Here is a 21,640-nt window from a genome sequence, read left to right as displayed (position 1 = left end):
TTCCGCTGTCCGCAGACGGGTGCGGCGGTGACGGCCCGGAATCACCCGGCCGGCGCCACGACCCGCCCGGACCGGTCGTCGACCCGGCGCAGCACCAGATCAACCACCTCCGGCGCGTCCGTCAACGGCGCGGACACCGCCACCGCACCAGCCGCCCGAGCCGACTCGGCCACCGCGTCGTAGAACAGGCCCGGCGCCAGGAAGTACCCGGCCACCGCCACCCGCCGGGCACCCGCCGCCCGCAACCGGGACACCGCCACACCGGCCCCCGGCGGAGCCGCCGAGGCGTACGACACGCGACAGGGCACCCCGAGCTCGACGCCAAGCGCGTCCGCCACCCGACCCACCGAGCCACGCGCCCGCGCGTCCCTGGTGCCCGCGGCCGCCAGCACCAGCGCGTCGAAACGACCCGGGCACACCTCACCGAGGCGACGCCGCAGCCCGGCCAGCAGTGCCGCGTCTACCGACCCGTCCGCCGGGCCGAGCACGCCGGTGACCCGCACCGCCAGCGGTGGCCCGGACCGGGTCGCCTCGGCGACGGCCGCCGGGATGTCCACCCGACTGTGGTACGCGGCGGTCAGCAGCAGCGGCACCAGCACCGCCCGCCGGTGACCGGCCACCGCCAGCGCACGCAGCACCTCGGTCGGCCCAGGCTCGGTATGGTCCAGCCAACTCGGCCACACGTCGACGCCGGGGCGGGCCGCCGACACCGCCCGGGCCAACGCCCGGGTGGCATCGGCCGCCCGCGGATCACGGCTGCCGTGCGCCACAAGCACCACCGGGTCCGCCCCGCCTGCCGCGTCGAGGCCGGTCGGGGGCGACACCGGGGAGGTCAGACGTGCAGTCCGCACTCGGTCTTCTCGAACATGGCCCACCGGCCCGCCCGCGGGTCCTCGCCCGCCTTCGTCCGCCTGGTGCACGGCCAGCAGCCGATCGAGCCGTACCCCTGCTTGAACAGCTCGTTGACAGGCACGTTCCACCTGGCGATGTAGCCGTCCACGTCCGCCTGCGACCACGCGGCGATCGGGTTGACCTTGACCTTGCCGCGACGGGCGTCGAAGGTCACCACGGGCGTGTTGGCGCGGGTCGGCGACTCGTCCCGACGCAGGCCGGCGGCCCACGCGTCGTACCCGGACAGCGCCCGCTCCAACGGCTCCACCTTGCGCAACTGGCAGCAGTCGTCAGGCGACTTGTTGAACAGGCGCGGACCGTACTGGCCGTCCTGCTGCCCCACGGTGAGTCGCGGCCGGATCGACCTGACGTTCACCGGGAGCGTCCGCGCCACCTCGTCGCGCACCCGCAGCGTCTCGGGGAAGTGCAGGCCGGTGTCGAGGAAGACCACGTCGACCCCCGGGGCCACCCGGGACACCAGGTGCGCCAGCACCGCGTCGGCCATCGAGCTGGTCACGCAGAACCGGTCGCCGAACGTCTGCGCCGCCCACCTGGCGATCTCCAGCGCCGGAGCGCCCTCCAGGTCCCGGGCGGCCTCCTCGGCCAGCGTGCGCAGCTCGTCCGGGCCGCGCCGGGACGGGTCGGCGGGCGTCGGGCCGCCCGGACCCACCAGGCCCAGGCCCGCGGCGGAGACCAGGCTCATCGGGTCACCGCCCGCGACAGCAGCCCGGTGAACTTCACCGAGAAGACCCGGGCGCAGGCGTGGCACTCCCAGGCGCCGTGCCCCGCCTCGTGCGGCCGCAGGTCCTCCTCGCCGCAGTAGGGGCAGTACAGAGGTGCCGCTCGGTTCTCGCTGCTCACCGCAGTTCCTCCTCGTCGACTCTGATCACCCAGTTGGCGAACGTCTCGCCCTCGCTCCGACCGGCCAGGTAGCGGCGGGCCAGTCGTTCCACGTACTCCGGAAGCTCGTCGGCGGTGGTCTTCAGGCCGCGCAGCTTGCGGCCGAAACCGGCCGTCTGCCCCTGCGCCATGCCCAGGCCGCCGCCGAGGTGCACCTGGAAGCCCTCCACCTGTCGGCCGTCGGGGCCGACCACCAGCTGGCCCTTGAGCCCGATGTCGGCCACCTGCGTGCGCGCGCAGGCGTTCGGGCAGCCGTTGATGTGGATCGAGATGTCCGCGTCGAAGTCGCGCAGCCGCTGCTCCAGCCGGGCCACCAGCTCCTCGCCGCGGGCCTTCGTCTCGACGATGGCGAGCTTGCAGTACTCGATCCCGGTGCACGCCATGGTGCCGCGCCGCCAGGCCGACGGCCGGGCCTCCAGGCCGATCCCGCGCAGCGCGTCGACGAGCGACTCCGTCCGCTCCGACGGCACGTCGAGGACCAGCAGCTTCTGGTACGGGGTCAGCCGCACCCGGTCACTGCCGTGCGCCTCGACCACGTCGGCGAGCTGGGCGAGCTGCCCGCCCGAGACCCGTCCGACCACCGGCGCGGCGCCCACGTAGTACCGCCCGTCGGCCTGCTCGTGCACGCCCACGTGGTCGATCGGCTTCGCCGGTAGCTCCGCCGGCGGCCCGTCGAGCAGCGTCCGACCCAGGTACTCCTTCTCCAGGACCTCGCGGAAACGCTCCACGCCCCAGTCGGCCACCAGGAACTTCAACCGCGCCCTGTTGCGCAGCCGGCGGTAGCCGTAGTCGCGGAAGATCCCGACCACCCCGGCCCACACGTCCGGCACCTCGGCCAGCGGCACCCAGACACCGAGCCGCTGGGCGAGCATCGGGTTGGTGGACAGGCCGCCGCCGACCCAGACGTCGAAGCCGGGGCCGTGCTCGGGATGCTCGACACCGAGCAGGGCGATGTCGTTCGACTCGTACGGGGTGTCCACCAGCCAGGAGATCGACGTCTTGAACTTGCGGGGCAGGTTGGAGAACTGCTTGTCACCGACGTACCTGGCGACGATCTCGTCGATCGCCGGCGTCGGGTCGAGCACCTCGTCGCGGGCCACCCCGGCGACCGGACTGCCGAGCACGATCCGCGGGCAGTCGCCGCACGCCTCGGTCGTCTGAAGGCCCACCGACTCCAGTCGACGCCAGATCTCCGGCATGTCCTCGACCCGGATCCAGTGGTACTGGATGTTCTGCCGGTCGGTGATGTCGGCGGTGTCCCTGGCGAACTCCCGGGAGATGTCCGCGATCACCCGCAGCTGGGCCAGGCTGAGCTGCCCGCCGTCGATGCGGACGCGGAGCATGAAGAACTCGTCCTCCAGCTCGTGCGGCTCCAGCACCGCCGTACGCCCGCCGTCGATGCCGGCCTTGCGCTGGGTGTAGAGGCCCCACCAGCGGAACCGGCCGCGCAGGTCCTGCGGATCGATGGAGGCGAAACCGCGGTGCGCGTAGATGGTCTCGATCCGCGCCCGGACGTTGAGCGGGTCGTCGTCCTTCTTGATCCGCTCGTTGGGATTGAGCGGCTCGCGGTGGCCGAGCGCCCACTGACCCTCACCCCGAGGCTTGCGCGGCGCCCGGGCCGGGCGTGCCGTCGAATCTCCGGAACGGGCCGGGATGCTGCTGACCGCCATCGCGGCGTCCTCCGTTGTCTGCTGTGCCTCGGGGTACGCGGGGCGCGGCGGCCGGCCCGGCGAAGCGGGCGGGACAACGGTGTCTTCAGACAGCCGGCGCGGAGCGCGCCCGAGACGGATTGGTCGGGCGTCGTCAGTAGGCCGGACAGATCGCGCTACGCACGCGGCCGTAATCGACGTGGCGACGTGCCACGAAGCGGCGGACGACAGCGGCGGTCATGTGGTCATGCTGCCACACCCCATGGGGGCCGGCCAATGTCCGCGTGCTGGATCCCACATCACGGGCCAGGCCTAGCCGACCAGCTGGTCACCGAGGACAGTTCGGGCATAACGCACCACCCGCCCATGCCGAACACCGGCAATCAGGCCATTGTCCCGGAGGGTGGTGAGGTGGTGGGAAGCAGTCGCCGGCGCGAGCCCCAGTATCGCGGCCAGCTCCCCGGTGCTCAGCGGCGTGTCGAGCAGCGTGAGCGCCGCCGCCCGCGTCCCGCCGAGCAAGGCGCCCAATGCGGCGTCGGGGGGCGGCGAGGCCCACAGCCCGCCCAGCCCGATCGGCGGATAGCAGAGGGCGGGCCCGGCGTCACCCTCCATGATCGCGTGTACGGTCGGGCCGGAGAACGAGGTCGGTAGCAGAGTCCACGGGCGTCCGTCCTGTCCCGTGGGCCGGCTGGTGCCGACGGCGACGCGCAGCGCCGCACCGTCCCACCGAATCGACGGGTGCAGCTCGCGCAGCAGTGTGCGCCCACCCTGGTCCGCCGCGAGGAGCGTGCGCCGCCGAATGTCGGCCAGAGCTACCGCCCGCAGCCGTGGCCAGTCCGGTGCGATCAGCAGGGTGAAGTACCGGCGAAGTTGCGCGACCAACTCGTCCGGGGCGAGTCGGGGCGCACCGGCCCGGTCCAGTTGCCGGCGCACCCGGGACGGATCGGTGTGGGCGACAGCCCGCAGCTCGGCAGCCAGATTGGGGGCCACCCCGATCGGGGTGAGGAAGTCCGGCACGTACCCGTTTGACGATCGGAGCACCGCCAGCAACGGCTCCAGCCCGGCGCCCTGCAACAGTCGCTCGGCGCGCTCCAGCCATGGACGGTGCATCCAGTACTTCATCGGCTTACGTAACGCCCAGCTACTTGCCACCAGCTCAGCCAGCGGCGAGTGCACGAACCGGACGCGGCTCAGGTCGTCGGGCGAGAACCGGACCTCGATCACCCACGGATTCGACCACGCTCGAAGGGTTCGGCGACAGCGCTGGGCCCACCCGAAGATCGGCGCATGGAGTACAGGCAACTGGGCCGGTCGGGCCTGCGCGTCAGCGCGGTCGCGTACGGCAACTGGGTGACCCACGGCAACCAGCTCGACGACGACGCGGCGGCCGCGTGCGTGGCCGCCGCCCTGGACGCGGGCATCACCACCTTCGACACCGCCGACAGGTACGCGCAGGGTCGGGCCGAAGAGGCACTGGGCAAGGCGCTGAGCGGCGTCCGACGGAGCTCCATCGAATTGTGCACCAAGGTGTGCCTGCCGGTCGGGCCGGGCGCCAACGACGCCGGGCTGTCCCGCAAGCACATCATCGAGGGCTGCCACGCCTCACTGAACCGGCTGGGCACCGACTACATCGACCTCTATCAGGCGCACCGGTACGACGACAGCGTGCCGCTGGAGGAGACGATGCTCGCCTTCGCCGACCTGGTCCGTCAGGGCAAGGTTCTCTACGTCGGTGTCTCCGAATGGACCGCCGTCCAGCTGCGCGCGGGTCAGCGACTCGCCGCCGAGCTACGCATCCCGTTCATCGCCAACCAGCCGCAGTACTCGATGCTGTGGCGGGTGGTGGAGGCCGAGGTGTCGCCCGCCTGCGCCGACCTGGGCCTGGGCCAGCTCGCCTGGGCGCCGCTGGCGATGGGCGTGCTGAGCGGTAGGTACGAACCCGGTCGACGTCCGCCGGCCGGCTCCCGCGCGGCGGACGGCTTCGGTGGCTCGTTCATCGCCCGCTACTCCTCGGATCTGCTGCTCTCCCGGGTACGCCGGCTCCGACCGATCGCCGAGGCCGCCGGCTGCACGATGGCCCAGTTGGCGGTGGCGTGGGTGCTGCGCCAGCCGACCGTGGCGGGCGCGATCGTCGGCGCGTCCCGGCCCGAACAACTCGCCGAGACGGCCGAGGCCGCCACGGTACGGCTCGACGACGAGTTGATGGCCCGGGTCGACGCCGTCCTCGACGAACTCGTCGAGCGTGATGCGGCTAAGACCGCCCGACCGAACGACGTGATGCCCGCCTGGCGCCCACCGCCTGCCGCTGGCTGACGCCCACGGAGGACGTGGCCGTGGCAGGCTCGGACCGTGGGGCAATTGTCCGAGAGGTCGGCCGGGGCGGCGCGGAATAACCTGCGCCGCACGCCGGTCTGGCTCCCCCCCGCGCTGCTCACCCTGGTGGTGACGTCGACCGGGCTCGGGTCCGCCCAGCTGTGGCGCGACGAGCTGGCCACGTGGAGCGCGGCCACCCGCTCGCCCGGCGACCTGGCCCGGTTGGCCGGCACCATCGACGCCGCCACCGGCCCGTACTACCTGCTCATGACCGGCTGGACGAGGTTCGCCGGCGATTCCACGATCGCCCTGCGGGTGCCCGCGGTGTTGGCGATGACCGTGGCCGCCGGGCTGCTCGCCGTGCTCGGCGCGGCGCTCGCCGACAGGCGGGCCGGCCTCTTCGCGGGGTTGCTCTTCGCGGTGCTCCCCGGCACCTCCCGCTACGGGCAGGAGGCCCGCCCGTACGCGCTGGCCACCATGCTCGCGGTGCTCGCCACGCTGCTGCTGGTGACCGCGCTGCGCCGGCCGAGCTGGCCCCGCTGGGCCGGCTATGCAGCCGCCGTCACCGCGCTCGGTCTGATCCACCTGATCGCGCTGACGCTGCTCGCCGCGCACGCGCTTGTCGTCCTGGTCGCCTGGTGGTGCGGCCCGGCCGGGGCGGGCGTCGCCACCCGGGACCAGCCCGCCGCCAATCGGGACCGTCCCGCCGCCGGACGGGATCGGCGGTTGTGGTGGTGGGTGGTTGCCGTGGTACCGGTCGCGCTGGTGGCCGGTCCGCTGCTGGTCAAGGCCCGGACCCAGCAGTCCCGGCAGCTGAACTGGGTCCACCTGGCCCGGCTGGACGATCTGAGCGCGCTGCCCGGGGGCGTGGCCCAGAGCGGTGTGGTGGGCGGCCTGCTGGTCGGCGTCGCCGCGCTCGGTGTGGCCCGGCTCGGGCGGCGCGCCCTGCTGCCGCTGAGCGCGGTGCTGCTGCCGGTGCTGCTGCTCTTCGCCGCGGGTGCGGTCGTACCCCTGTGGGTGCCCCGCTACCTGGTCTTCGTGGTGCCCTTCGCCTGCCTGCTGGCCGGCGCGGCACTGGACGCGGTGGCCGCGCCGGCCGCGCTGGCCGTGGTGGTCCTGGCCGGCCTGCTCGGCCTTCCCGACCAGGCCGCGCTACGGCGGACCCACGAGTGGCCGCGCAGCGCGCCGGTGGACTACGCGGGCGCGGCGCGGGTCATCGCCGAGGGGCAGCGGCCGGGGGACGCGGTGGTGTACTCCCCCAGGCACAGCTGGCTCTTCCTCGACCTGGGCATCGAGTACCACCTGGGTGATCCGCCGCGCGACGTGCTGGTCACCGAGGACGATGTGCGCCGGGGTGACCTGTGGGCCGCGGAGTGCCCCCAGCCTGCGCAGTGCCTGGCCGGCACGGCACGGGTGTGGCTGGTCGTCGCCGGCCGGCACGCCGAGCCGCTGGCCACCGTCTCCGGCGCCAAAGGGGACGCGCTGCGCGAGGACTTCACCGTCGCGCGGGTCTGGCAGCGCCAGGGCCTCACCGTGGCCCTGCTGAGCAGCCGCCCCGGCCGCTGACCCGGCGCAGCCTGACGGCGGCCCGCAGCCCGGCACGCCGGACCGAGGCCGTCAGCCAGGCGGTCGGAACGGGCGGCTCCGGCGGCGGCCACCAGGCGGCGGGTCAGGTTACGCGCGGCCGTCGTGGGCGTTGCGGGCCAGCGGAACGACGAGCACCGCCTCGGTGCCCCCGTTGGCGCCCGCGCGCAGTTCGATGGTGCCGCGCAGCTCCCCGGTGACCAGCGCCCGGACGATCTGAAGGCCGAGCCGGCTGCCGCTCTCGGCGTCGAAGTCCGGTGGCAGCCCACGCCCGTTGTCGGCCACCGAGACGTGCAACATCTTGCGGAACCGGTGCGCCGAGACGACCACCTCCGGCCGCACCGACGGGTCGACCTCGGGGACGGCGGCAGGCACCACGTCCGTGGCGGGCCCGGAGGGCTCCTCCGCCTCGTCCGAGGGTGGGAAGCCGTGCTCGACGGCGTTGAGCAGCAACTCGTTGAGGACCATCACCAGCGAGGTGGCGATCTCCGCCGGCAGCACACCGAAGCTGCCCCGCCGGCGCATGCCCACGCTCACCTCGGTCGCCGCGACCTCGGTGGCCGCGCTCGCCACCCGGTCGACGATGCCGTCGAACTCGACAGCCTCGTCACTGGACATGGAGAGCGTCTCGTGCACCAGGGCGATCGAGGCGACCCGTCGTACCGACTCCTCCAACGCGACGCGGGCCTCCGGCATGGACACCCGGCGGGCCTGCAACCGCAGCAGCGCGGCCACCGTCTGGAGGTTGTTCTTCACCCGGTGGTGGATCTCCCGGATGGTGGCGTCCTTCGTGATCAGCGCCCGGTCCCGGCGACGGACCTCGGTGATGTCCCGGACCAGCACCAGCGCGCCGATCGGCACCCCGGCGGGCATCAGCGGCAGCGCCCGGGTGAGCATCGTGGCCCCGCGCGCGTCGATCTCCCGCCGGGGTGGCGCCTCCCCGCGGAGCGCGGCCAGGATGCCGTTCGCCGCCTCGGTGCCGTCCAGCGGATCACCGGCCAGCCGCCGGTGAAGCGCGGCCAGGTCCTCCCCCACCAGGTGGGAGGCGTGGCCCAGGCGGCGGTACGCGGACTGCGCGTTCGGGCTCGCGTAGGTGACCTTGCCGCCGGCGTCGAGCCGGACCAGGCCGTCACCCACCCGGGGCGCGGAGGTGGTCTCGCCCGGGTGCCGGGGCGGCGGGAAGGTGCCGTCCGCGATCATCTGGGCCAGGTCGTCGGCGGTGGTCAGGTAGTTCAGCTCCAGCTGGCTGGGGGTACGCGCGGTGGAGAGGTTGGTGTCCCGCCCCACCACGGCGATCACCTCGCCGGCCTCACCCTCGGCGGTCCGCAGCCGGACCGGGATCGCCTCGTGCCGGGCCGGCACGTCGCCGTACCAGACCGGGTCGCCCTCGCGCCAGATCCGGGCCTGCGAGTACGCCACCCCCAGGTGCGCCACCTCCGGTCCGCCGACGATCCGCCCCACCTGGTCGTCCTGGTACGCGGTGGGGGCGGTCGTCGGGCGGACCTGCGCGACGCAGAGGAATGTGCCGTCCGCGTCGACCGGCACCCAGAGCAGCAGGTCGGCGAAGGACAGGTCGGACAGCAGCTGCCAGTCGCCGGCGATCCGGTGCAGGTGGTCGATGTCGGCCGGACGGAGACGGGTGTGCTCCTCGGCGAGGTCGCGCAGCGTGGACACGGGGACCAGCGTGCCACGCCACGCCTCACATCGTCGCGGTGACCTTCTTCAGGCCGCGCGGCGCGTCCGGATCCTCGCCCCTGGTGAGCGCCAGCGCCAGCGCGAGGCGCTGCAACGGCAGGATGTCCAGCAGCGGGGCGTACCGTTCGTCGACCTCGGGAACGGCGAGCCGGGTCGCGCCCGAAACGTCTGCGGAGCCCACCACCACCACGTCGGCGCGGCGTTCGCCGAGGCGGGGCAGCACCTCCCCCATCGACCGGCCACCGGGGCCGGAGCCGACCACGGCGAGCACCGGCACCTCCGGGTCGGTCATGGCCAGCGGCCCGTGCAGCAGGTCGGCGCCGGAGAAGGCGAGCGCCGGCAGGTACGACGTCTCCATCAGCTTCAGCGCCGCCTCCCGGGCGGTCGGGTACGCGTACCCCCGGCCGGTGGTGACCAGTTGCCGGGCGAAGCGGTAGCGCGGCGCGAGCCGGGCCGGGGTGTCGTCGGCCAGGGTGCGGGCGGCCAGGTCGGGTAGCGCGGCGAGCGCCTCCCGTTCGGCGGCCGGGAGTACGCCGTCGCCGGCCCGGACGCCCTCGACCAGCATCAGCAGGGCGAGCAGTTCGGCGGTGTACGTCTTGGTGGCGGCCACCGCCCGTTCGTGGCCGGCGGCGATGTCGATGCTCAGTTCGGCCACGTCGGCCAGCGGCGAGTCCGGGGCGTTGGTCACCGCGAGGGTCAGCGCGCCGGAGGCCCGGGCGGCGCGCAGCACCTCGGCCAGGTCGGGTGAGCCGCCACTCTGGCTGACGCCTACGACAAGCGCGTCGGACAGGTCGGGGCGGGCGCCGTAGAGGGTGACGACGCTGGGCGAGGCGAGCCCGGCGGGCAGGCCGAGCCGGATCTCGGTGAGGTACGCCCCGTAGAGGGCGGCGTGGTCGGAGGTGCCGCGAGCGGTGAAGACCACGTGCCGCGGGCGGCGTTCGGCAACTGCTGCCGCGACCCGGGCGATCTCCCCGGCGTTGGCGGCGGACAGCAGACGCTCGTAGCCGGCCGGCTGCTCATCGATGTCGGCGGCCATCCCGGCCCCTGCACGTGTCACTGACACTCCCCTCCTGCGCGGTTGCCGCGCGTTTCCTGCTCAGTCTTGCACCTTTCAAGGCAACCGAGCAATCGAACGAGCAGTAGTGCGCAGTTGATCACCTAATCATCCCAATATCAACTACAGTTGGCCCGCTCTGTCAGCTGCACCTGCGACGAGAGGACACCGTGCCCGAGGGAAGGGACGACCCCGCGCTCTCCGCGACGGAGGAGCTGGCCCTTGCCCGGCTGGCGCTGGACGAGGGCGACCTGCACCACGCCGCCGGCCACCTCGCCGGCGCGCTGGCCCGCGCACCCACCCTGCCGGAGGTGCACGAGACGCTCGCCCGCCTGGCCGCCACCAGCGGAGGCGGGCTCGACCTCTTCCCGATCAACCACCACACCTTCGTCGGCGCGGTCGTCGCCCGCGCCCACCTGCTGGCTGCCACCGGCCGTCCCGCCGAGGGGCTCGAACTGCTGGCCGCCGCGACCGGGTACGCCCCCGGCACCGAGTGGGCCGCCGTTCCCTGGGTGACCACACCCGAACTCGCCGAGCGGCTCGACCCGGAGCACACCGCCCGGATCCTCATGCAGGTCTGCTCCGCGCTGCCCGACCCGGTGCCCCGGATCGGTCGGGCGGCCCTGGCGCCGTACCTCACGCTTGCCCGCAACGCGGTCACCGTCCGCCCCGACCACGGCCTGCTGCTGGGCGCGGCGTCCGCGCTGGCCCGGCGCCTCGGCGAGGTCGCGCTGGCGATCCGGTGGGCCGCCCGGGGCGTACGCACGCAACCGTCGAAGATGGGCGAGGTCTGGCTCGGGTACGCGTACCGCAGCGCGGGCCGGACCCGCGACGCCCTCGCGGCCCTCAACCGGGCCGTCGCGCTCGACCCCGACGACCTCGCCGTCTACGCGGACATCGCCGGCACCCTCGCCGAGACCGGCCGGCTCGACGAGGCGTTGGAGTGGACCGAGCGGGCACTGGCCAAGGACCCGTCGTTCGACTGCGCGGTGCACACCGCCCACCGCCTGCGGCATCAGCGCGACGGCGACCTGGCCCACCTCGTCGCGCTCGCCGACTTCGTCAGGGACCACCCGGACGACAGCCACGAGCACGGCGACCTGGCCCAGTGCTGTCGGGGCCGGCCCTGGCTCGGGCAGCTCACGCCCGCCGGTGGCCCGCTCATCGACGCGATGCGCCGGGCGGTGGCCGACGACGACAACGGCATGGGCAGCGCGGTCCGGTTGGCGGCGGCCGCGCCGCCGAGCGCCGTGCGGACTGTCACGTCGACGGCGCCCGGGCTACGGATCGAGATCACCGGCACGCCGGAGCCGGACCCGCGCGAACCCCGCCGGGCGTCCGCCCAGCGGTTGTGGGACTACGCGGACAGCGTCCCGACGCCCGCGCTGCCGGAGCCCTCGGCGGCGGCGGTCGAGCGGATCGGGCAGGTCGCTCACCCGGCGTGGCCGCATCCCCCGGCTGCGTACGACGCGGCGGTCGGCCTGGCCGGCCTCGACGCGGCCGATCTGCTCGGCCTGCTGGTGCACCCGCCGGCGGCGCCCGCCAACGCGGTGGGCCGGCTGCTGGCCGCGCACGACCCGTCGGTCTGGGTACGCGGCGTGCAGGTGTGGGCGTGCCTGGGCCTGCTGCACCACCGCACCGACGAGCCGTGGGACACCTCGACGCGACGCCGGGTGCTGGTGGACCTGGTCTGGGGCGTGGAGGACTGGATCACGGAGGCGGCGCTGTTCGCCCTGGTCACCGCCGCCTGGGTGGATCCGCAGGTACGGCCGGACGTGGCACGCGTGGTGGCTGAACGGCTGGCCGACGTGGTGGCGGTGGCCCGGGTCCGCCCGGTGCCGATCGCCACCTCGCTGGCCCACCTGGCCCTGGCCACCCCGACGCTCGACGGGGGGACGACCGCCCTCGCCGCCGGTCTGCTCCGCGCCGGGACCGGCGTTCCCCGCCCGCGCAACCCGCTGCACCGCCTCTGGCGTCGCCTCACCCGACCCCTCCGCCGCCCCTGAGCACCGGGCGTGCCCGGGGCTGGCCCTCGCACCGCCGGCCGGCCCTACGCGGTCATCGGCCGCCCGTCCGGCGCTCTGCCACGGCGGCGTCGAACCAGTCCCGCAGGTCCTCGGCAGCGGGCGGGACGCGCGGGTTCCCCGGGTCGGGGTTGCGCAGGTAGTAGACCTTCCCGAGAAGCGGCTTCAGCGCGGTGACCGGCTCCAGGTCGCGGCCCGGCCCGGCCAGCACCGCCTGACCTTCGTACAGGTATCCCCGGGTTTCTCCGCGCCCGATTTGCCAGCTCAACCCGGGTACGGCGTGGCGCACACACTCCACCGCGTAGAACGAGACCGCGTCAATCAGCGCGAGGGACTCGTCCGACCAGATGTGCGGCGCGAGGAGCGGGCTGCGCCCGTACCACATCGGCAGGACAGCGTCCGTCGGGCGCTGGAAGACACTCCCGTCCTCCAGTACGACCTTCTCCCGGGGAGCGTCGGCTGGGCGCGATTCGAGCCGGCCGATGGCCCAGCCCCAGAGCGGGGCCAGGCTCTCCCGGGAGAAGTCGAGCCTCTGCGGGCCACCGGTCCTGGTGGCCTCGGCGTGCAGCCAGGCGAGCCGCTGATCCCCGGCGGCGAGGTAGCGCCGCAGGTAGTCCTCGGCGGACTCGGCGATGCTCCCGAGGACCATCCCGGTGGGCGTTCGGCCGTCCTCGTCGGGGGAGATCAGGTCGAGCACCTGGCGGAGCGGCGCGCCCGTGACGTCACCCTCCTCGACGACGAAGCGACCGCGGGTCGCCTGCGCCAGTTCCTGCAGCACCTCGACGACCGGGGTCACCGCAGCTCGGAGTCCTGCGGCCGGCCCGAGCGGGTGGGCGTCCCAGATCGAGACCACCAACTCCCGCACGCCGGTCTCGCCCGGGTGGACGAACCATTGCATGCTGATTCGCTCGCCGTCCCGGACCAGTTCGGCGTACTTCCCGGCGGCAACGCCCTGGTGTAGCTCCGGATCGTCGCCCAGCAGCCTGCTGAGCAGGGAGACCACCGTCCCCCTGCTCAGCTCGACCCCGGACGGGACAACGCCCATCTCCAGACTCACTGCACTACGCCTCGCTGGGTGCGTGGATCGTGAAATCGATGTTGTTGTTCTTCAAGCACTCCAACAGTGGCGGGTGGATACCGATGCTGTTGTATGAGGCGCTCGCGAAGAAGTGCCAATGTACCCTCTTGACGTCCTGGCCGTGGACCTTCCTGCCCTCGTCAGTGGTGATCCAGGCGTCCTTGAGGCACTCGTCGATCAGGCTCTCGGTCCAGGTGGGAACACCGGTCTTGACCTCGTGCAACGTCAGCGAGCCGTCGGCGGCGTCCTCCTCCGCGCAGTCGGCCTTGCGCCACTTGGACCCCGCCCGCGGGTAACCGGGCGTGTTCACCTGGTGCTGTGGCTTGCAGTTGCTCAGGAGCGTCTTCAGGTATTCCTCGCCAGCGGTGAAGTTCCACTGGGGCGGGACCGCCACGCCCGGCTTGTGGTTGGGCAGCTTCATCGCTTCCTCGATCGACTTCCACTTGGTGCGGTCGCCGCGGGACAGCTGGCGGATGTCGGCATCACTGAAGCGTGAGCGGCCAGCCAACGCGGTGAAGTTGAAGGTGGTGTCGCCGCTCTGAAGGTAGTTGTAGGTTTCGCCGAGGATCAGCTCGAGAGCCAGGTCCTTGACCGCGTCGGAGAGCTTGTCGTAGCGGGTGACGAACCGGACCACGCCGTCCATCCGGTGCAGGTACCGGAGCGCGAACTTGGCGACCTTGGCCGGGATCGCGACAGCGTCGCCCGCGTACGGGATCAGGCCGACGACGCTGAACCCGGCACTAACCCAGTCGCCGCGGATCGCGGCGGCCACGGCGTCCCGGATATCGGTGACCGCGCCGACGATCCAGCCGACGACCGGGATGAGGCTCAGGGCCCCGGAGCAGACGTTGCCCGCCAGCCACGCCATCGAGTCCCGCATCGCGAACTCGCCCGCGACCAGGCCCAGCGCGAAATCAGAGACGTACGTCCATTTGCTGATCTGCTCGTCCGGGCGGCCAGGGTCCAGGCCCTGGGACTCGGCGTTGGCGACCTCGTAGTCGTCACGCAGCCCATCGCCGTCGGAATCCTGACCGAGAGCGTTGATGCCCCAGTCGTTGACCTCCGTGCCATCGGACAGGCCGTCGCCGTCGCTGTCCACGTTGTTCTTGTCGGTGAGAACCTCGTCCTCCGCGATGTCGATGAGGCCATCGCCATCGGTGTCGCTGAGGTTCGGCGCCGGGACAATCGGTGGCACCGCGCCGGGGGCCGGCGGGGCACGCGGCTGGTCGGCGACCAGCGGGTTGCTGCCCCGCGCCACCTCGGTGCCGTCGTTGACGCCGTCGCCGTCGGTGTCGGGGTTGGTGGGTGAGGTGCCGAGATCCTGCTCCTGGAGGTTGGAGAGGCCGTCGTTGTCGATGTCCTCGGCGCCGTCGGCGATCGAATCCTTGTCGGTGTCGACCGCGTTCGGCATGGTCCAACCGGCGAGCTCGGTGATCTCGAACTTGTCGGTCAGACCGTCACTGTCGGAGTCGACCAGCAGCGGGCTGGCACCGAACCGCAGCTCCACCACGTCCACGACACCGTCGTTGTCGTGGTCGCCCTCGTAGGTGATGCCCAGCCGGGTCAGCACGTGGAAGCCGTTGCGCCAGGCGCTGCCGGCCCGGATCGTCGCGGGTTCCGGGTTGGCCTTGTAGAGCATGTCGTCGGCCTTGGCCAGGTCGACCTTCGCCGCCGCCAGGTCCGCGAACGCCTCAGTCAGCCCCGCTGGGGCGGGCGCGGGTGGCGGGCTGGCCCGGAACGGGCCGATGGTCGCCTCGGCGTCCTGGATCGCCGCGTCGGCGAGCAGCCGTACGCCGGTGAGCGTCTCCACCAGCGCACGAATGTGCGCTTGCTCCGCCTGCCCGTTCGGCGGGCTGGCGCCGGTCATCCGGCTCTTGAGGAACGACTCCAGGTGCTGGAGGTTGTCGAACGCGACCTCGCCGTTGGCGTCGCTGTCGAGCCGGGCACCGTCGAAGTAGCGGTTGCCGACATCCGCCAGCACCGGGCCGATCCGGCTGTCCCCGAGCCCGCCACCGACGTACGGGCGCAACGCCTCGGTGGCCTCGGTGATGTACAGCCGGGCGTCCCTCGTGTACTCAGCGGTAGGGATCTTCGCGACCTCCACCTGCCAGAGCGGCGTGTCGCTCGCCGTCGCTTCACCGCCGAAGATCGCCAGCTGCGCGACGATGGCCGTCGCCACCGCCGCCGCCAGACTCCTTCGTCGTAATCGTGCATGGATGCGCATAGACACTCCCGTCCCTCCGTTGTGGAGCATGGTGACGGAAAGTGCAGTAACGAGGATCGATGTCGTGTGCCCCCGCCAGCCTGCGCTAAGCATCAGCCGGCGTCAATCGTGGCTGCGCCCGGGCATGGGTTGGTTCGTCGAGGCCTACGTCACCCGGGAGGCCGCCGGAACAGCCATCCGAGCGAGACGGCGAGGAGCCGGCCGGGCGACGGACAGTCGCGGCACCCGCCGCCCACGGGGTGACGGCAACGGTAGGGGCGGGGGGGGGGGAACAGAGGACGCCGCGCCGGGACTGGCCCGACGCGGCGCGGCGACACCCCTGGGTCAGGCCACCGGGGCCTTGCCGAGGGCCACCTCGGCCTCCTCCTCCGGGGAGGCCTGCGGTGGGGCCTCGTTCGCCGTCCGCAGTGGGATCTCCTTGATGAACCAGGCGAGCACCGGGATGGCGATGGTGAACAGCACCGCCCAGAGGAAGACGTGCGAGATGGCGTCGGCGAGCCCACCGAGCACCAGCTCCCGCGCCTGGGCGGGCAGATCCTTGAGCATCTCCAGGTCCATCTCGGCGCCGGACTTCCCACCGAGCGCGCCGCCCGCGCTGGAGCTGGCCAGCCGGTTGGCGAAGATCGCGCCGAACAGCGAGATGCCGAACGAACCGCCGATCGACCGGAAGAAGGTGGCCGCGCCGCTGGCGGCACCCAGGTCCTTCTGCTCCACGCTGTTCTGCGCGATGAGCATCGAGGTCTGCATGAGGAAGCCCATGCCGACGCCGAGCACGACCATGTAGAGCGAGGACTGCAGCTTGCTGGTGCCCAGGTCGAGCTGGGTCAGCAGCGCCATGCCCGCGGTCATCACCACGCCGCCGATGATCGGGTACGCCCGGTACCTGCCGTTCTTCGTGATCGCCCGGCCGATGACCAGCGAGACGACGAGCATGCCGAACATCAGCGGCAGGAGCAGCAGACCGCTGTTCGTCGCCGACGCCCCCTGCACGGTCTGCTGGTAGAGCGGCAGGAAGTTCATCGCTCCGAACATCGCGAAGCCGAGCAGGAAGCCGATCACCGAGATCAGCGCGAAGTTGCGGTTGGCGAACAGCCCCAGCGGCAGGATCGGTTCCGGGACCCGGCGCTCGACCAGGCCGAACGCCACGAGGGCGAGCGCGGCCAGCACGGCCAGACCGAGGATCTGCGGTGAGGTCCAGTCGTACTGGTTGCCGCCCCAGGTGGTGATCAGCACGATCGCGGTGATGCCGACCGAGAGCAGCCCGGCGCCGAGCCAGTCGATCCGGTGCTCGGTGCGGTACTTCGGCAGGTGCATCGTGGTGATCAGCACGAGCAGCGCGACGCCGCCGAGCGGCAGGTTCACGTAGAACGCCCAGCGCCAGGAGAGGTGGTCGGTGATGAAGCCGCCGACCAGCGGGCCGGCCACCATGGCGATGGCCATGATGCCGGCGATCATGCCCTGGTAGCGCCCACGCTCGCGGGGCGGGACCAGGTCACCGATGATCGCCATCACGCCGACCATGAGGCCGCCGGCGCCCAGGCCCTGCACGGCCCGGAACGCGATGAGCTGGACCATGCCGTCCTGCGGGCCGCCGAACATGCCAGAGCCGGCCATGCCGCAGAGGGCCGAGCCGACGAGGAAGACGACCACCGAGGTCAGGAAGACCGACTTGCGGCCGTAGAGGTCACCGAGCTTGCCCCAGATCGGGGTGGAGACGGTGGTGCCCAGGACGTACGCGGTGACGACCCAGGTGAAGTGGTCGAGGCCGCCGAACTCGCCGACGATCCGCGGCAGCGCGGTGCTGACGATCATGTTGTCGAGCATCGCGAGCATCATCGCGATCATCAGACCGAACAGCACGACCCGTACGTTGGGTCGTGCGCCGGCCTGGGTTGCCTGAGTCATGGGTAAGCTCCCCCCGAGAGTTGCCGCACTTACTTGCCGCCCGGCTAGTCACCTTACTAGCCGCACGGTAAGTTGACGAGCAAGACCGGTCAACCCAATTGGAGGGCGTGGGTGAGCGAGAGCACAGGCGGGACGCGCGAGCGGATCAAGGCCGTCGCGCTCGAACTCTTCACCGAGCAGGGGTACGAGAAGACCTCGCTCCGGGAGATCGCCGAGCGGCTCAACGTCACCAAGGCCGCCCTCTACTACCACTTCAAGAGCAAGGACGACATCGTCGCCAGCTTCGTCGAGGACCGGCTGAAGCAGATGGACGAGCTGAACTCCTGGGCCGAGACGCAGCCGCCCACCCTGACCACCCGACGTGTGCTGATCTCCCGCTACGCCGACACGATGTTCGGCGGCGACATGCCGTCGGTGATGCGCTTCTTCGAGCAGAACCAGACAGTGCTCAAGAGCCTCTCCTCCGGCCAGCAGATGCGCGGCCGGCTGATGCAGCTCGCCAACGCGCTCTGCCGGGGCGACGACTCCCCCGCCGCGCAACTGCGCGCCGCCCTGTCGCTCTTCGCCGTGCACACCAGCTGGTTCGCCGTACGCGCGCCGGACCTGACCGACGCGGACCGCCGCCGGCTCGCGTTGGAGGTGGCCGACGAGCTGCTGGCCGCGATCGGCGGGGCGCCCGACGAGACGGCGGCCACCGCCAGCTCGGGCGGCACGCCCAGCTGACCGGCCGGGCCGGTCAGCCGCGGGGCAGCTCCAACCGCAGGCCGAGCAGGTCCACGCCCTCCACCGGCGACCAGTCCTTCTCCGGCGACCTGACGAAGCCGAGCCGCTCGTAGATCCGGTGCGCCGAGACGGCCATCCCGGCCCGGACACAGATCACCACTGCCGCACAGCCCAACCCGGTCGCGCGGTCCACGCACGCCCGGACCAGCGCCACGCCGACGCCACGCCCCTGCGCGGCCGGGTCGACAGCGAGCATCCGGAACTCCGCCTCGCCCGGCCCGGACAGCTCGGCGAACGGAGTGCCCGGCAGCACGAACGTGACCGAGCCCAGCACCGCGCCCGTCGCCTCGTCCACCGCGACAAGCACCTCGCCGCTGGCGGCCCGGGTCGACACGTCGGCCAGCACCACGCCGTACCCGTTCTCACCCTTGAGCTGACCGTCAGCCTCGTACGCGGCAACTGTCAGCCGCGCCACCGCCGGGAAGTCGACCGGCTCGGCGCGCCGGATCAGCAGGCCGGTCAACCGATCACCGCGATCAGGTCACCGTCCTGCACGACGTCACCCTCGTTCACGGCGAGCTGCTGGACGACCCCGTCGGACTCGGCGATGACCGGGATCTCCATCTTCATCGACTCGAGGATCACCAGGGTGTCACCCTCGGACACGGTGTCACCGGTCGTCGCGACGACCTTCCAGACGTTCGCCACCATCTCGGCGCGGATCTCCTCGGCCATGTCCAGGCCCTCCCTTTTCGCGATGTGCCTGCCGACGTATCCAATCATGCGGCGGTGGGACGCGGGTGCGGGAGCGGCGCGGCCGGTTGCCGGTGTCAGCCCTGCGGAAGGTGACGCGCGTCGGCCGCACTACCATCAGCGGGTCGGACCCGACGCCGGGCGGCCGGAGGGTGCACGGTCGCCGAGGTTGTGCGCACGACGGATCCGACCCATCACGAGGAGGTCAGCATGGCGAAGAAGTCCCGCAAGAAGAAGGCTCGTAAGAAGAGCGCCGCGAACCACGGCAAGCGTCCCAACTCCTGAGTCGGCGCGGCGGGCCGCACGGTCCGTCACCGATCAGCCCCGCACCCGGCGGACACCGGGTACACCGGTGGCCCGGGTCGACATCGACCCGGGCCACCGGCTTTCGTCAGTCGGATGGCGCGACGCTCAGTCGGCCAGCTCACGGGAGTCACTGGTCTCGAAGACCACCAGCTCGGTGAGCTTGACCCGCAACCGCTCGCGCAGCTCGTCCGGCGCGGTCTCGTTGCCGCAGCAACGGGCGACAAGCGCGCGGACCTCCTGCTCCAGCCCGTACTCGCGCAGGCACGGCCCGCACTCGTCGAGGTGGTGCCGGATCAGCGTCCGCCGCTCGTCGGCGCACTCCAGATCCAGGTAGAGGTAGACCTCCGCGAGCACCTCACGGCAGTCCGTCTCGTGCGGCTCCCCACAGCTCACGTCACACCTCCCGGCCGGCAGCGGCAGCGGTCGAGCCCTTCGACGAGCGGGCGGCACTGAAACCCCGCTCCGAGGCGTAGCGCTCGAGCAGCTTCCGCAGATTACGACGGCCCCGGTGCAGACGCGACATCACGGTGCCGATCGGCGTACCCATGATGTCCGCCACCTCCTTGTAGGAGAAGCCCTCGACGTCGGTCAGGTAGACCGCCAGACGGAACTCCTCGGGCAACTGCTGGAGGGCTTCCTTGACGTCGCTGTCCGGCAGCCGGTCGAGCGCCTCGGTCTCCGCCGAACGCAGACCGCTGGAGGTGTGCGACTCGGCCTCGGCGAGCTGCCAGTCGGTGATCTCCTCGGTGGGCGCCTGGATGGGCTGGCGCTGCCGCTTGCGGTAGGAGTTGATGTAGGTGTTGGTCAGGATCCGGTAGAGCCAGGCCTTCAGGTTGGTGCCCTGCTCGAACTGGTGGAAGGCGGCGTACGCCTTCAGGTAGGTCTCCTGGACCAGATCCTCGGCATCCGCCGGGTTGCGTGTCATTCGCAGCCCAGCAGCGTAGAGCTGATCGACGAATGGCATCGCGTCCCGCTCGAAGCGGGCCCTGCGCTCGTCCGTCTTCTCGGTGGTCAACCGCACATCCCCTCGCGTCGGATGCTTTCTCGCCGAGGATACGCGCACGGACGTGACCACAGATTCACTTCCGGCTGGTGTGCCCGTGCTCACCGCTCCCACCCCGCCCGGTTCCACCGTCGCGGGCCACTCCGGAGCGTCCAGCAGCCGCTTGAGCTGCCGGGCCTCCCGTTCGTCCCGTTCCCGGATCCGTGTCTCGGTCGGCACCGGTCACCCCCCTCGAAAAAGTCGTCCGGGGGTAGTAACGCGGGACGGCGGGTGGGGCATTCCGTCCGACTCTCCCCGTTCCTGGTCCCGGCCCCGACGGGCGGCCGGCGCTGGGACCAGGAAGGGCCTGGGAGGGTTGGCACCTCCCGCCCGAATCGGTCCGGTGGCACCATCGGATGCAACGACCCGCGCCCGGCACCGGACACGGTTCTCCCGAGCGCCCGGGCCGGTTCAGTCGGCCGTCCAGCCCCGGGCGCGCAGCCAGTCCCGCACCACGTCCGCCGTGCCGGCCGGATCCCGCCGCAGGTCGTGCGTCTCCCCCGGCCGGGTCACCACGTGCGCCGACGGCCCCGGCTGCGGCACCCCGAACGGGTCCCGGTCGCCGTTGACCACGAGCGTCGGCAGGCCGGTGTCCAGTTCGGCGGCCCGCGAGCGTTCCGGACGGCCGGGCGGGTGCAGCGGAAACGCCAGCGCGACGACACCGGCCGCCCCCACCGCGTGGGCTGTCCGGCAGGCCACCCGCGCGCCGCTGGAGCGCCCGCCGACCACAAGTGCCGGCGGGTCCGGGTACCTGTCGCGGACGGCGGCGAGCACCGCCGTCCAGGCCTCGTCGAGGTGGCCGGCGGGGGCCGGCGCGCGTCGGCCGGCGACCCGGTAGGGCTGGGTCACCCGGACCACCGCCACGCCGGCCGAGACCGCCGCGTCGCGTACCGCGAGCAGGTCGGGCGAATCCACGCTGCCGCCCGCACCGTGCCCGAGCACCAGCAACGCGGCGGCCGGCCGGGCCGGCAGGTCGGTGTCGATCCGCGCCGGACCGCGCGGGGTGTCTATCTGGTCGCTGAGCGGCACCGGCCCATTCTGCGCCGCTCCGATGCCGATCGGGTGGCGACCGGGCCGATGGTCAGCTCAGCGGGACCAGGGTGAGCAGCCGGTCCCGTACCGGTGGGCCGGCCTCGTCGGCGGCGGCCGGGTCGGGTTCGACCTCGCCGCGCCACGCGACGAGCATCGCCCGCCGTTCCCGGGGCGTGGTGGCGCCCCACACCCCGTGGCAGTCACCGACCTCCAGCGCCCAGGCCAGGCAGGACCCCTGCACGTCGCATGTTCGGCACAGTGCGACGGCGGCGTCCGCCGGCTCGTTCGGCGCTGGAAAGAACGTCTCCGGATCGACGCTCTGACATGTGCCTCTGGTGCGCCACGCGTCGTCCTGTCGCCGCTCCCGCAAGGCTCTCAGCAGTCTCGGATCTCGCCGCGCCGCAGCCACCTCGTGCGGGCGGGGCATACGTGCCCGTGTCATCCACCCACCTCCCCCGTGGGACCGG

General features: G+C 72.4%; 21 protein-coding genes. 5 read left to right on the top strand and 16 right to left on the bottom strand.

Annotation, left to right across the window (positions count from 1 at the left end):
- Positions 1-41 precede the first annotated feature (41 nt).
- From ACFY1S_RS20750 to ACFY1S_RS20730, 5 genes are all read right to left on the bottom strand, one after another.
- Positions 42-851: a sirohydrochlorin chelatase gene (locus tag ACFY1S_RS20750; RefSeq protein ID WP_387120401.1), complete on the bottom strand. Its 810-nt coding sequence runs from the start codon at positions 849-851 to the stop codon at positions 42-44.
- A complete protein-coding gene (locus tag ACFY1S_RS20745) occupies positions 833-1,594 on the bottom strand; it encodes a phosphoadenylyl-sulfate reductase (protein ID WP_364374162.1) in 762 nt (253 codons plus the stop codon). The genes ACFY1S_RS20750 and ACFY1S_RS20745 overlap by 19 nt, the downstream gene beginning before the upstream one ends.
- Positions 1,591-1,752, bottom strand: a complete 162-nt coding sequence (locus tag ACFY1S_RS20740) for a hypothetical protein (protein WP_167517323.1) — start codon at positions 1,750-1,752, stop codon at positions 1,591-1,593. Before ACFY1S_RS20740 ends, ACFY1S_RS20745 begins: the two co-directional genes overlap by 4 nt.
- Positions 1,749-3,461 carry a nitrite/sulfite reductase gene (locus ACFY1S_RS20735; protein ID WP_387120396.1) on the bottom strand — a complete coding sequence of 571 codons (1,713 nt, stop codon included), beginning with the start codon at positions 3,459-3,461 and terminating at the stop codon, positions 1,749-1,751. Before ACFY1S_RS20735 ends, ACFY1S_RS20740 begins: the two co-directional genes overlap by 4 nt.
- 291 nt (positions 3,462-3,752) lie before the next feature.
- Positions 3,753-4,664 carry a helix-turn-helix domain-containing protein gene (locus ACFY1S_RS20730; protein WP_387120393.1) on the bottom strand — a complete coding sequence of 304 codons (912 nt, stop codon included), beginning with the start codon at positions 4,662-4,664 and terminating at the stop codon, positions 3,753-3,755.
- Between the two features lie 63 nt (positions 4,665-4,727).
- Between ACFY1S_RS20730 and ACFY1S_RS20725 the strand changes: the two genes are divergently transcribed.
- On the top strand, positions 4,728-5,753 hold the full coding sequence (locus ACFY1S_RS20725) for an aldo/keto reductase family protein (RefSeq protein WP_387120390.1): 1,026 nt from the start codon (positions 4,728-4,730) through the stop codon (positions 5,751-5,753).
- A 36-nt stretch (positions 5,754-5,789) separates the two neighbouring features.
- Positions 5,790-7,319 (top strand): glycosyltransferase family 39 protein, encoded by a 1,530-nt coding sequence (locus ACFY1S_RS20720; protein ID WP_387120387.1) that lies wholly within the window; start codon positions 5,790-5,792, stop codon positions 7,317-7,319.
- A gap of 108 nt (positions 7,320-7,427) precedes the next feature.
- Here the strand turns inward: ACFY1S_RS20720 and ACFY1S_RS20715 are convergent, their stop codons facing one another.
- Together ACFY1S_RS20715 and ACFY1S_RS20710 are read right to left on the bottom strand one after the other, a co-directional pair.
- Positions 7,428-9,011 carry a histidine kinase N-terminal domain-containing protein gene (locus tag ACFY1S_RS20715; RefSeq protein ID WP_387120384.1) on the bottom strand — a complete coding sequence of 528 codons (1,584 nt, stop codon included), beginning with the start codon at positions 9,009-9,011 and terminating at the stop codon, positions 7,428-7,430.
- A 25-nt stretch (positions 9,012-9,036) separates the two neighbouring features.
- Positions 9,037-10,068 carry an SIS domain-containing protein gene (locus ACFY1S_RS20710; RefSeq protein ID WP_387121076.1) on the bottom strand — a complete coding sequence of 344 codons (1,032 nt, stop codon included), beginning with the start codon at positions 10,066-10,068 and terminating at the stop codon, positions 9,037-9,039.
- Positions 10,069-10,256: 188 nt separating this feature from the next.
- On the opposite strand from ACFY1S_RS20710, the gene ACFY1S_RS20705 reads away from it, so the two are divergent.
- A complete protein-coding gene (locus ACFY1S_RS20705) occupies positions 10,257-12,092 on the top strand; it encodes a tetratricopeptide repeat protein (protein ID WP_387120381.1) in 1,836 nt (611 codons plus the stop codon).
- A 52-nt stretch (positions 12,093-12,144) separates the two neighbouring features.
- Here ACFY1S_RS20705 and ACFY1S_RS20700 read toward each other — a convergent pair whose 3' ends face one another.
- From ACFY1S_RS20700 to ACFY1S_RS20690, 3 genes are all read right to left on the bottom strand, one after another.
- The gene (locus tag ACFY1S_RS20700) at positions 12,145-13,155 is read right to left on the bottom strand and encodes a hypothetical protein (RefSeq protein ID WP_387120378.1); all 1,011 of its coding nucleotides are present in this window, start codon (positions 13,153-13,155) and stop codon (positions 12,145-12,147) included.
- A 16-nt stretch (positions 13,156-13,171) separates the two neighbouring features.
- Positions 13,172-15,367 carry a hypothetical protein gene (locus tag ACFY1S_RS20695; RefSeq protein WP_387120376.1) on the bottom strand — a complete coding sequence of 732 codons (2,196 nt, stop codon included), beginning with the start codon at positions 15,365-15,367 and terminating at the stop codon, positions 13,172-13,174.
- Between the two features lie 369 nt (positions 15,368-15,736).
- Positions 15,737-17,317: an MDR family MFS transporter gene (locus ACFY1S_RS20690; RefSeq protein ID WP_387120374.1), complete on the bottom strand. Its 1,581-nt coding sequence runs from the start codon at positions 17,315-17,317 to the stop codon at positions 15,737-15,739.
- A gap of 111 nt (positions 17,318-17,428) precedes the next feature.
- On the opposite strand from ACFY1S_RS20690, the gene ACFY1S_RS20685 reads away from it, so the two are divergent.
- The gene (locus tag ACFY1S_RS20685) at positions 17,429-18,040 is read left to right on the top strand and encodes a TetR/AcrR family transcriptional regulator (RefSeq protein WP_387120371.1); all 612 of its coding nucleotides are present in this window, start codon (positions 17,429-17,431) and stop codon (positions 18,038-18,040) included.
- A 13-nt stretch (positions 18,041-18,053) separates the two neighbouring features.
- On the opposite strand, the gene ACFY1S_RS20680 is transcribed toward ACFY1S_RS20685, so the two are convergent.
- Positions 18,054-18,563, bottom strand: coding sequence for a GNAT family N-acetyltransferase (locus ACFY1S_RS20680; RefSeq protein WP_387120368.1), 510 nt, complete (start codon positions 18,561-18,563; stop codon positions 18,054-18,056).
- Positions 18,560-18,781, bottom strand: a complete 222-nt coding sequence (locus ACFY1S_RS20675; protein ID WP_364374320.1) for a biotin/lipoyl-binding carrier protein — start codon at positions 18,779-18,781, stop codon at positions 18,560-18,562. Before ACFY1S_RS20675 ends, ACFY1S_RS20680 begins: the two co-directional genes overlap by 4 nt.
- A 222-nt stretch (positions 18,782-19,003) precedes the next feature.
- On the opposite strand from ACFY1S_RS20675, the gene ACFY1S_RS20670 reads away from it, so the two are divergent.
- Entirely contained in the window at positions 19,004-19,078 is a 75-nt protein-coding gene (locus ACFY1S_RS20670; protein ID WP_369814844.1) for a 50S ribosomal protein bL37, read from the top strand.
- 126 nt (positions 19,079-19,204) lie between these two features.
- On the opposite strand, the gene rsrA is transcribed toward ACFY1S_RS20670, so the two are convergent.
- The 4 genes from rsrA to ACFY1S_RS20650 form a co-directional block, all read right to left on the bottom strand.
- Entirely contained in the window at positions 19,205-19,492 is a 288-nt protein-coding gene (gene rsrA, locus ACFY1S_RS20665) for a mycothiol system anti-sigma-R factor (RefSeq protein ID WP_089019138.1), read from the bottom strand.
- A gap of 1 nt (position 19,493) precedes the next feature.
- Entirely contained in the window at positions 19,494-20,321 is an 828-nt protein-coding gene (locus ACFY1S_RS20660) for a sigma-70 family RNA polymerase sigma factor (protein WP_357984315.1), read from the bottom strand.
- Positions 20,322-20,552: 231 nt separating this feature from the next.
- Entirely contained in the window at positions 20,553-21,170 is a 618-nt protein-coding gene (locus tag ACFY1S_RS20655) for an alpha/beta family hydrolase (RefSeq protein ID WP_364374195.1), read from the bottom strand.
- Positions 21,171-21,222: 52 nt separating this feature from the next.
- Positions 21,223-21,615 carry a WhiB family transcriptional regulator gene (locus ACFY1S_RS20650; RefSeq protein ID WP_364374198.1) on the bottom strand — a complete coding sequence of 131 codons (393 nt, stop codon included), beginning with the start codon at positions 21,613-21,615 and terminating at the stop codon, positions 21,223-21,225.
- Positions 21,616-21,640: the final 25 nt, after the last annotated feature.

Source organism: Micromonospora sp. NPDC000663, assembly GCF_042898105.1.
Classification (GTDB): Bacteria; Actinomycetota; Actinomycetes; order Mycobacteriales; family Micromonosporaceae; genus Micromonospora.
This window is presented reverse-complemented; position numbering and strand designations above follow the sequence as displayed.

Excerpts from the sequence above, each read along its gene's own strand:
- ACFY1S_RS20725 (WP_387120390.1), top strand. The coding sequence starts at position 4,728 with ATGGAGTACAGGCAACTGGGCCGGTCGGGCCTGCGCGTCAGCGCGGTC.
- ACFY1S_RS20690 (WP_387120374.1), bottom strand. The coding sequence starts at position 17,317 with ATGACTCAGGCAACCCAGGCCGGCGCACGACCCAACGTACGGGTCGTG.
- ACFY1S_RS20650 (WP_364374198.1), bottom strand. The coding sequence starts at position 21,615 with ATGACACGGGCACGTATGCCCCGCCCGCACGAGGTGGCTGCGGCGCGG.
- ACFY1S_RS20710 (WP_387121076.1), bottom strand. The coding sequence starts at position 10,068 with ATGGCCGCCGACATCGATGAGCAGCCGGCCGGCTACGAGCGTCTGCTG.
- ACFY1S_RS20745 (WP_364374162.1), bottom strand. The coding sequence starts at position 1,594 with ATGAGCCTGGTCTCCGCCGCGGGCCTGGGCCTGGTGGGTCCGGGCGGC.
- ACFY1S_RS20700 (WP_387120378.1), bottom strand. The coding sequence starts at position 13,155 with ATGGGCGTTGTCCCGTCCGGGGTCGAGCTGAGCAGGGGGACGGTGGTC.
- ACFY1S_RS20735 (WP_387120396.1), bottom strand. The coding sequence starts at position 3,461 with ATGGCGGTCAGCAGCATCCCGGCCCGTTCCGGAGATTCGACGGCACGC.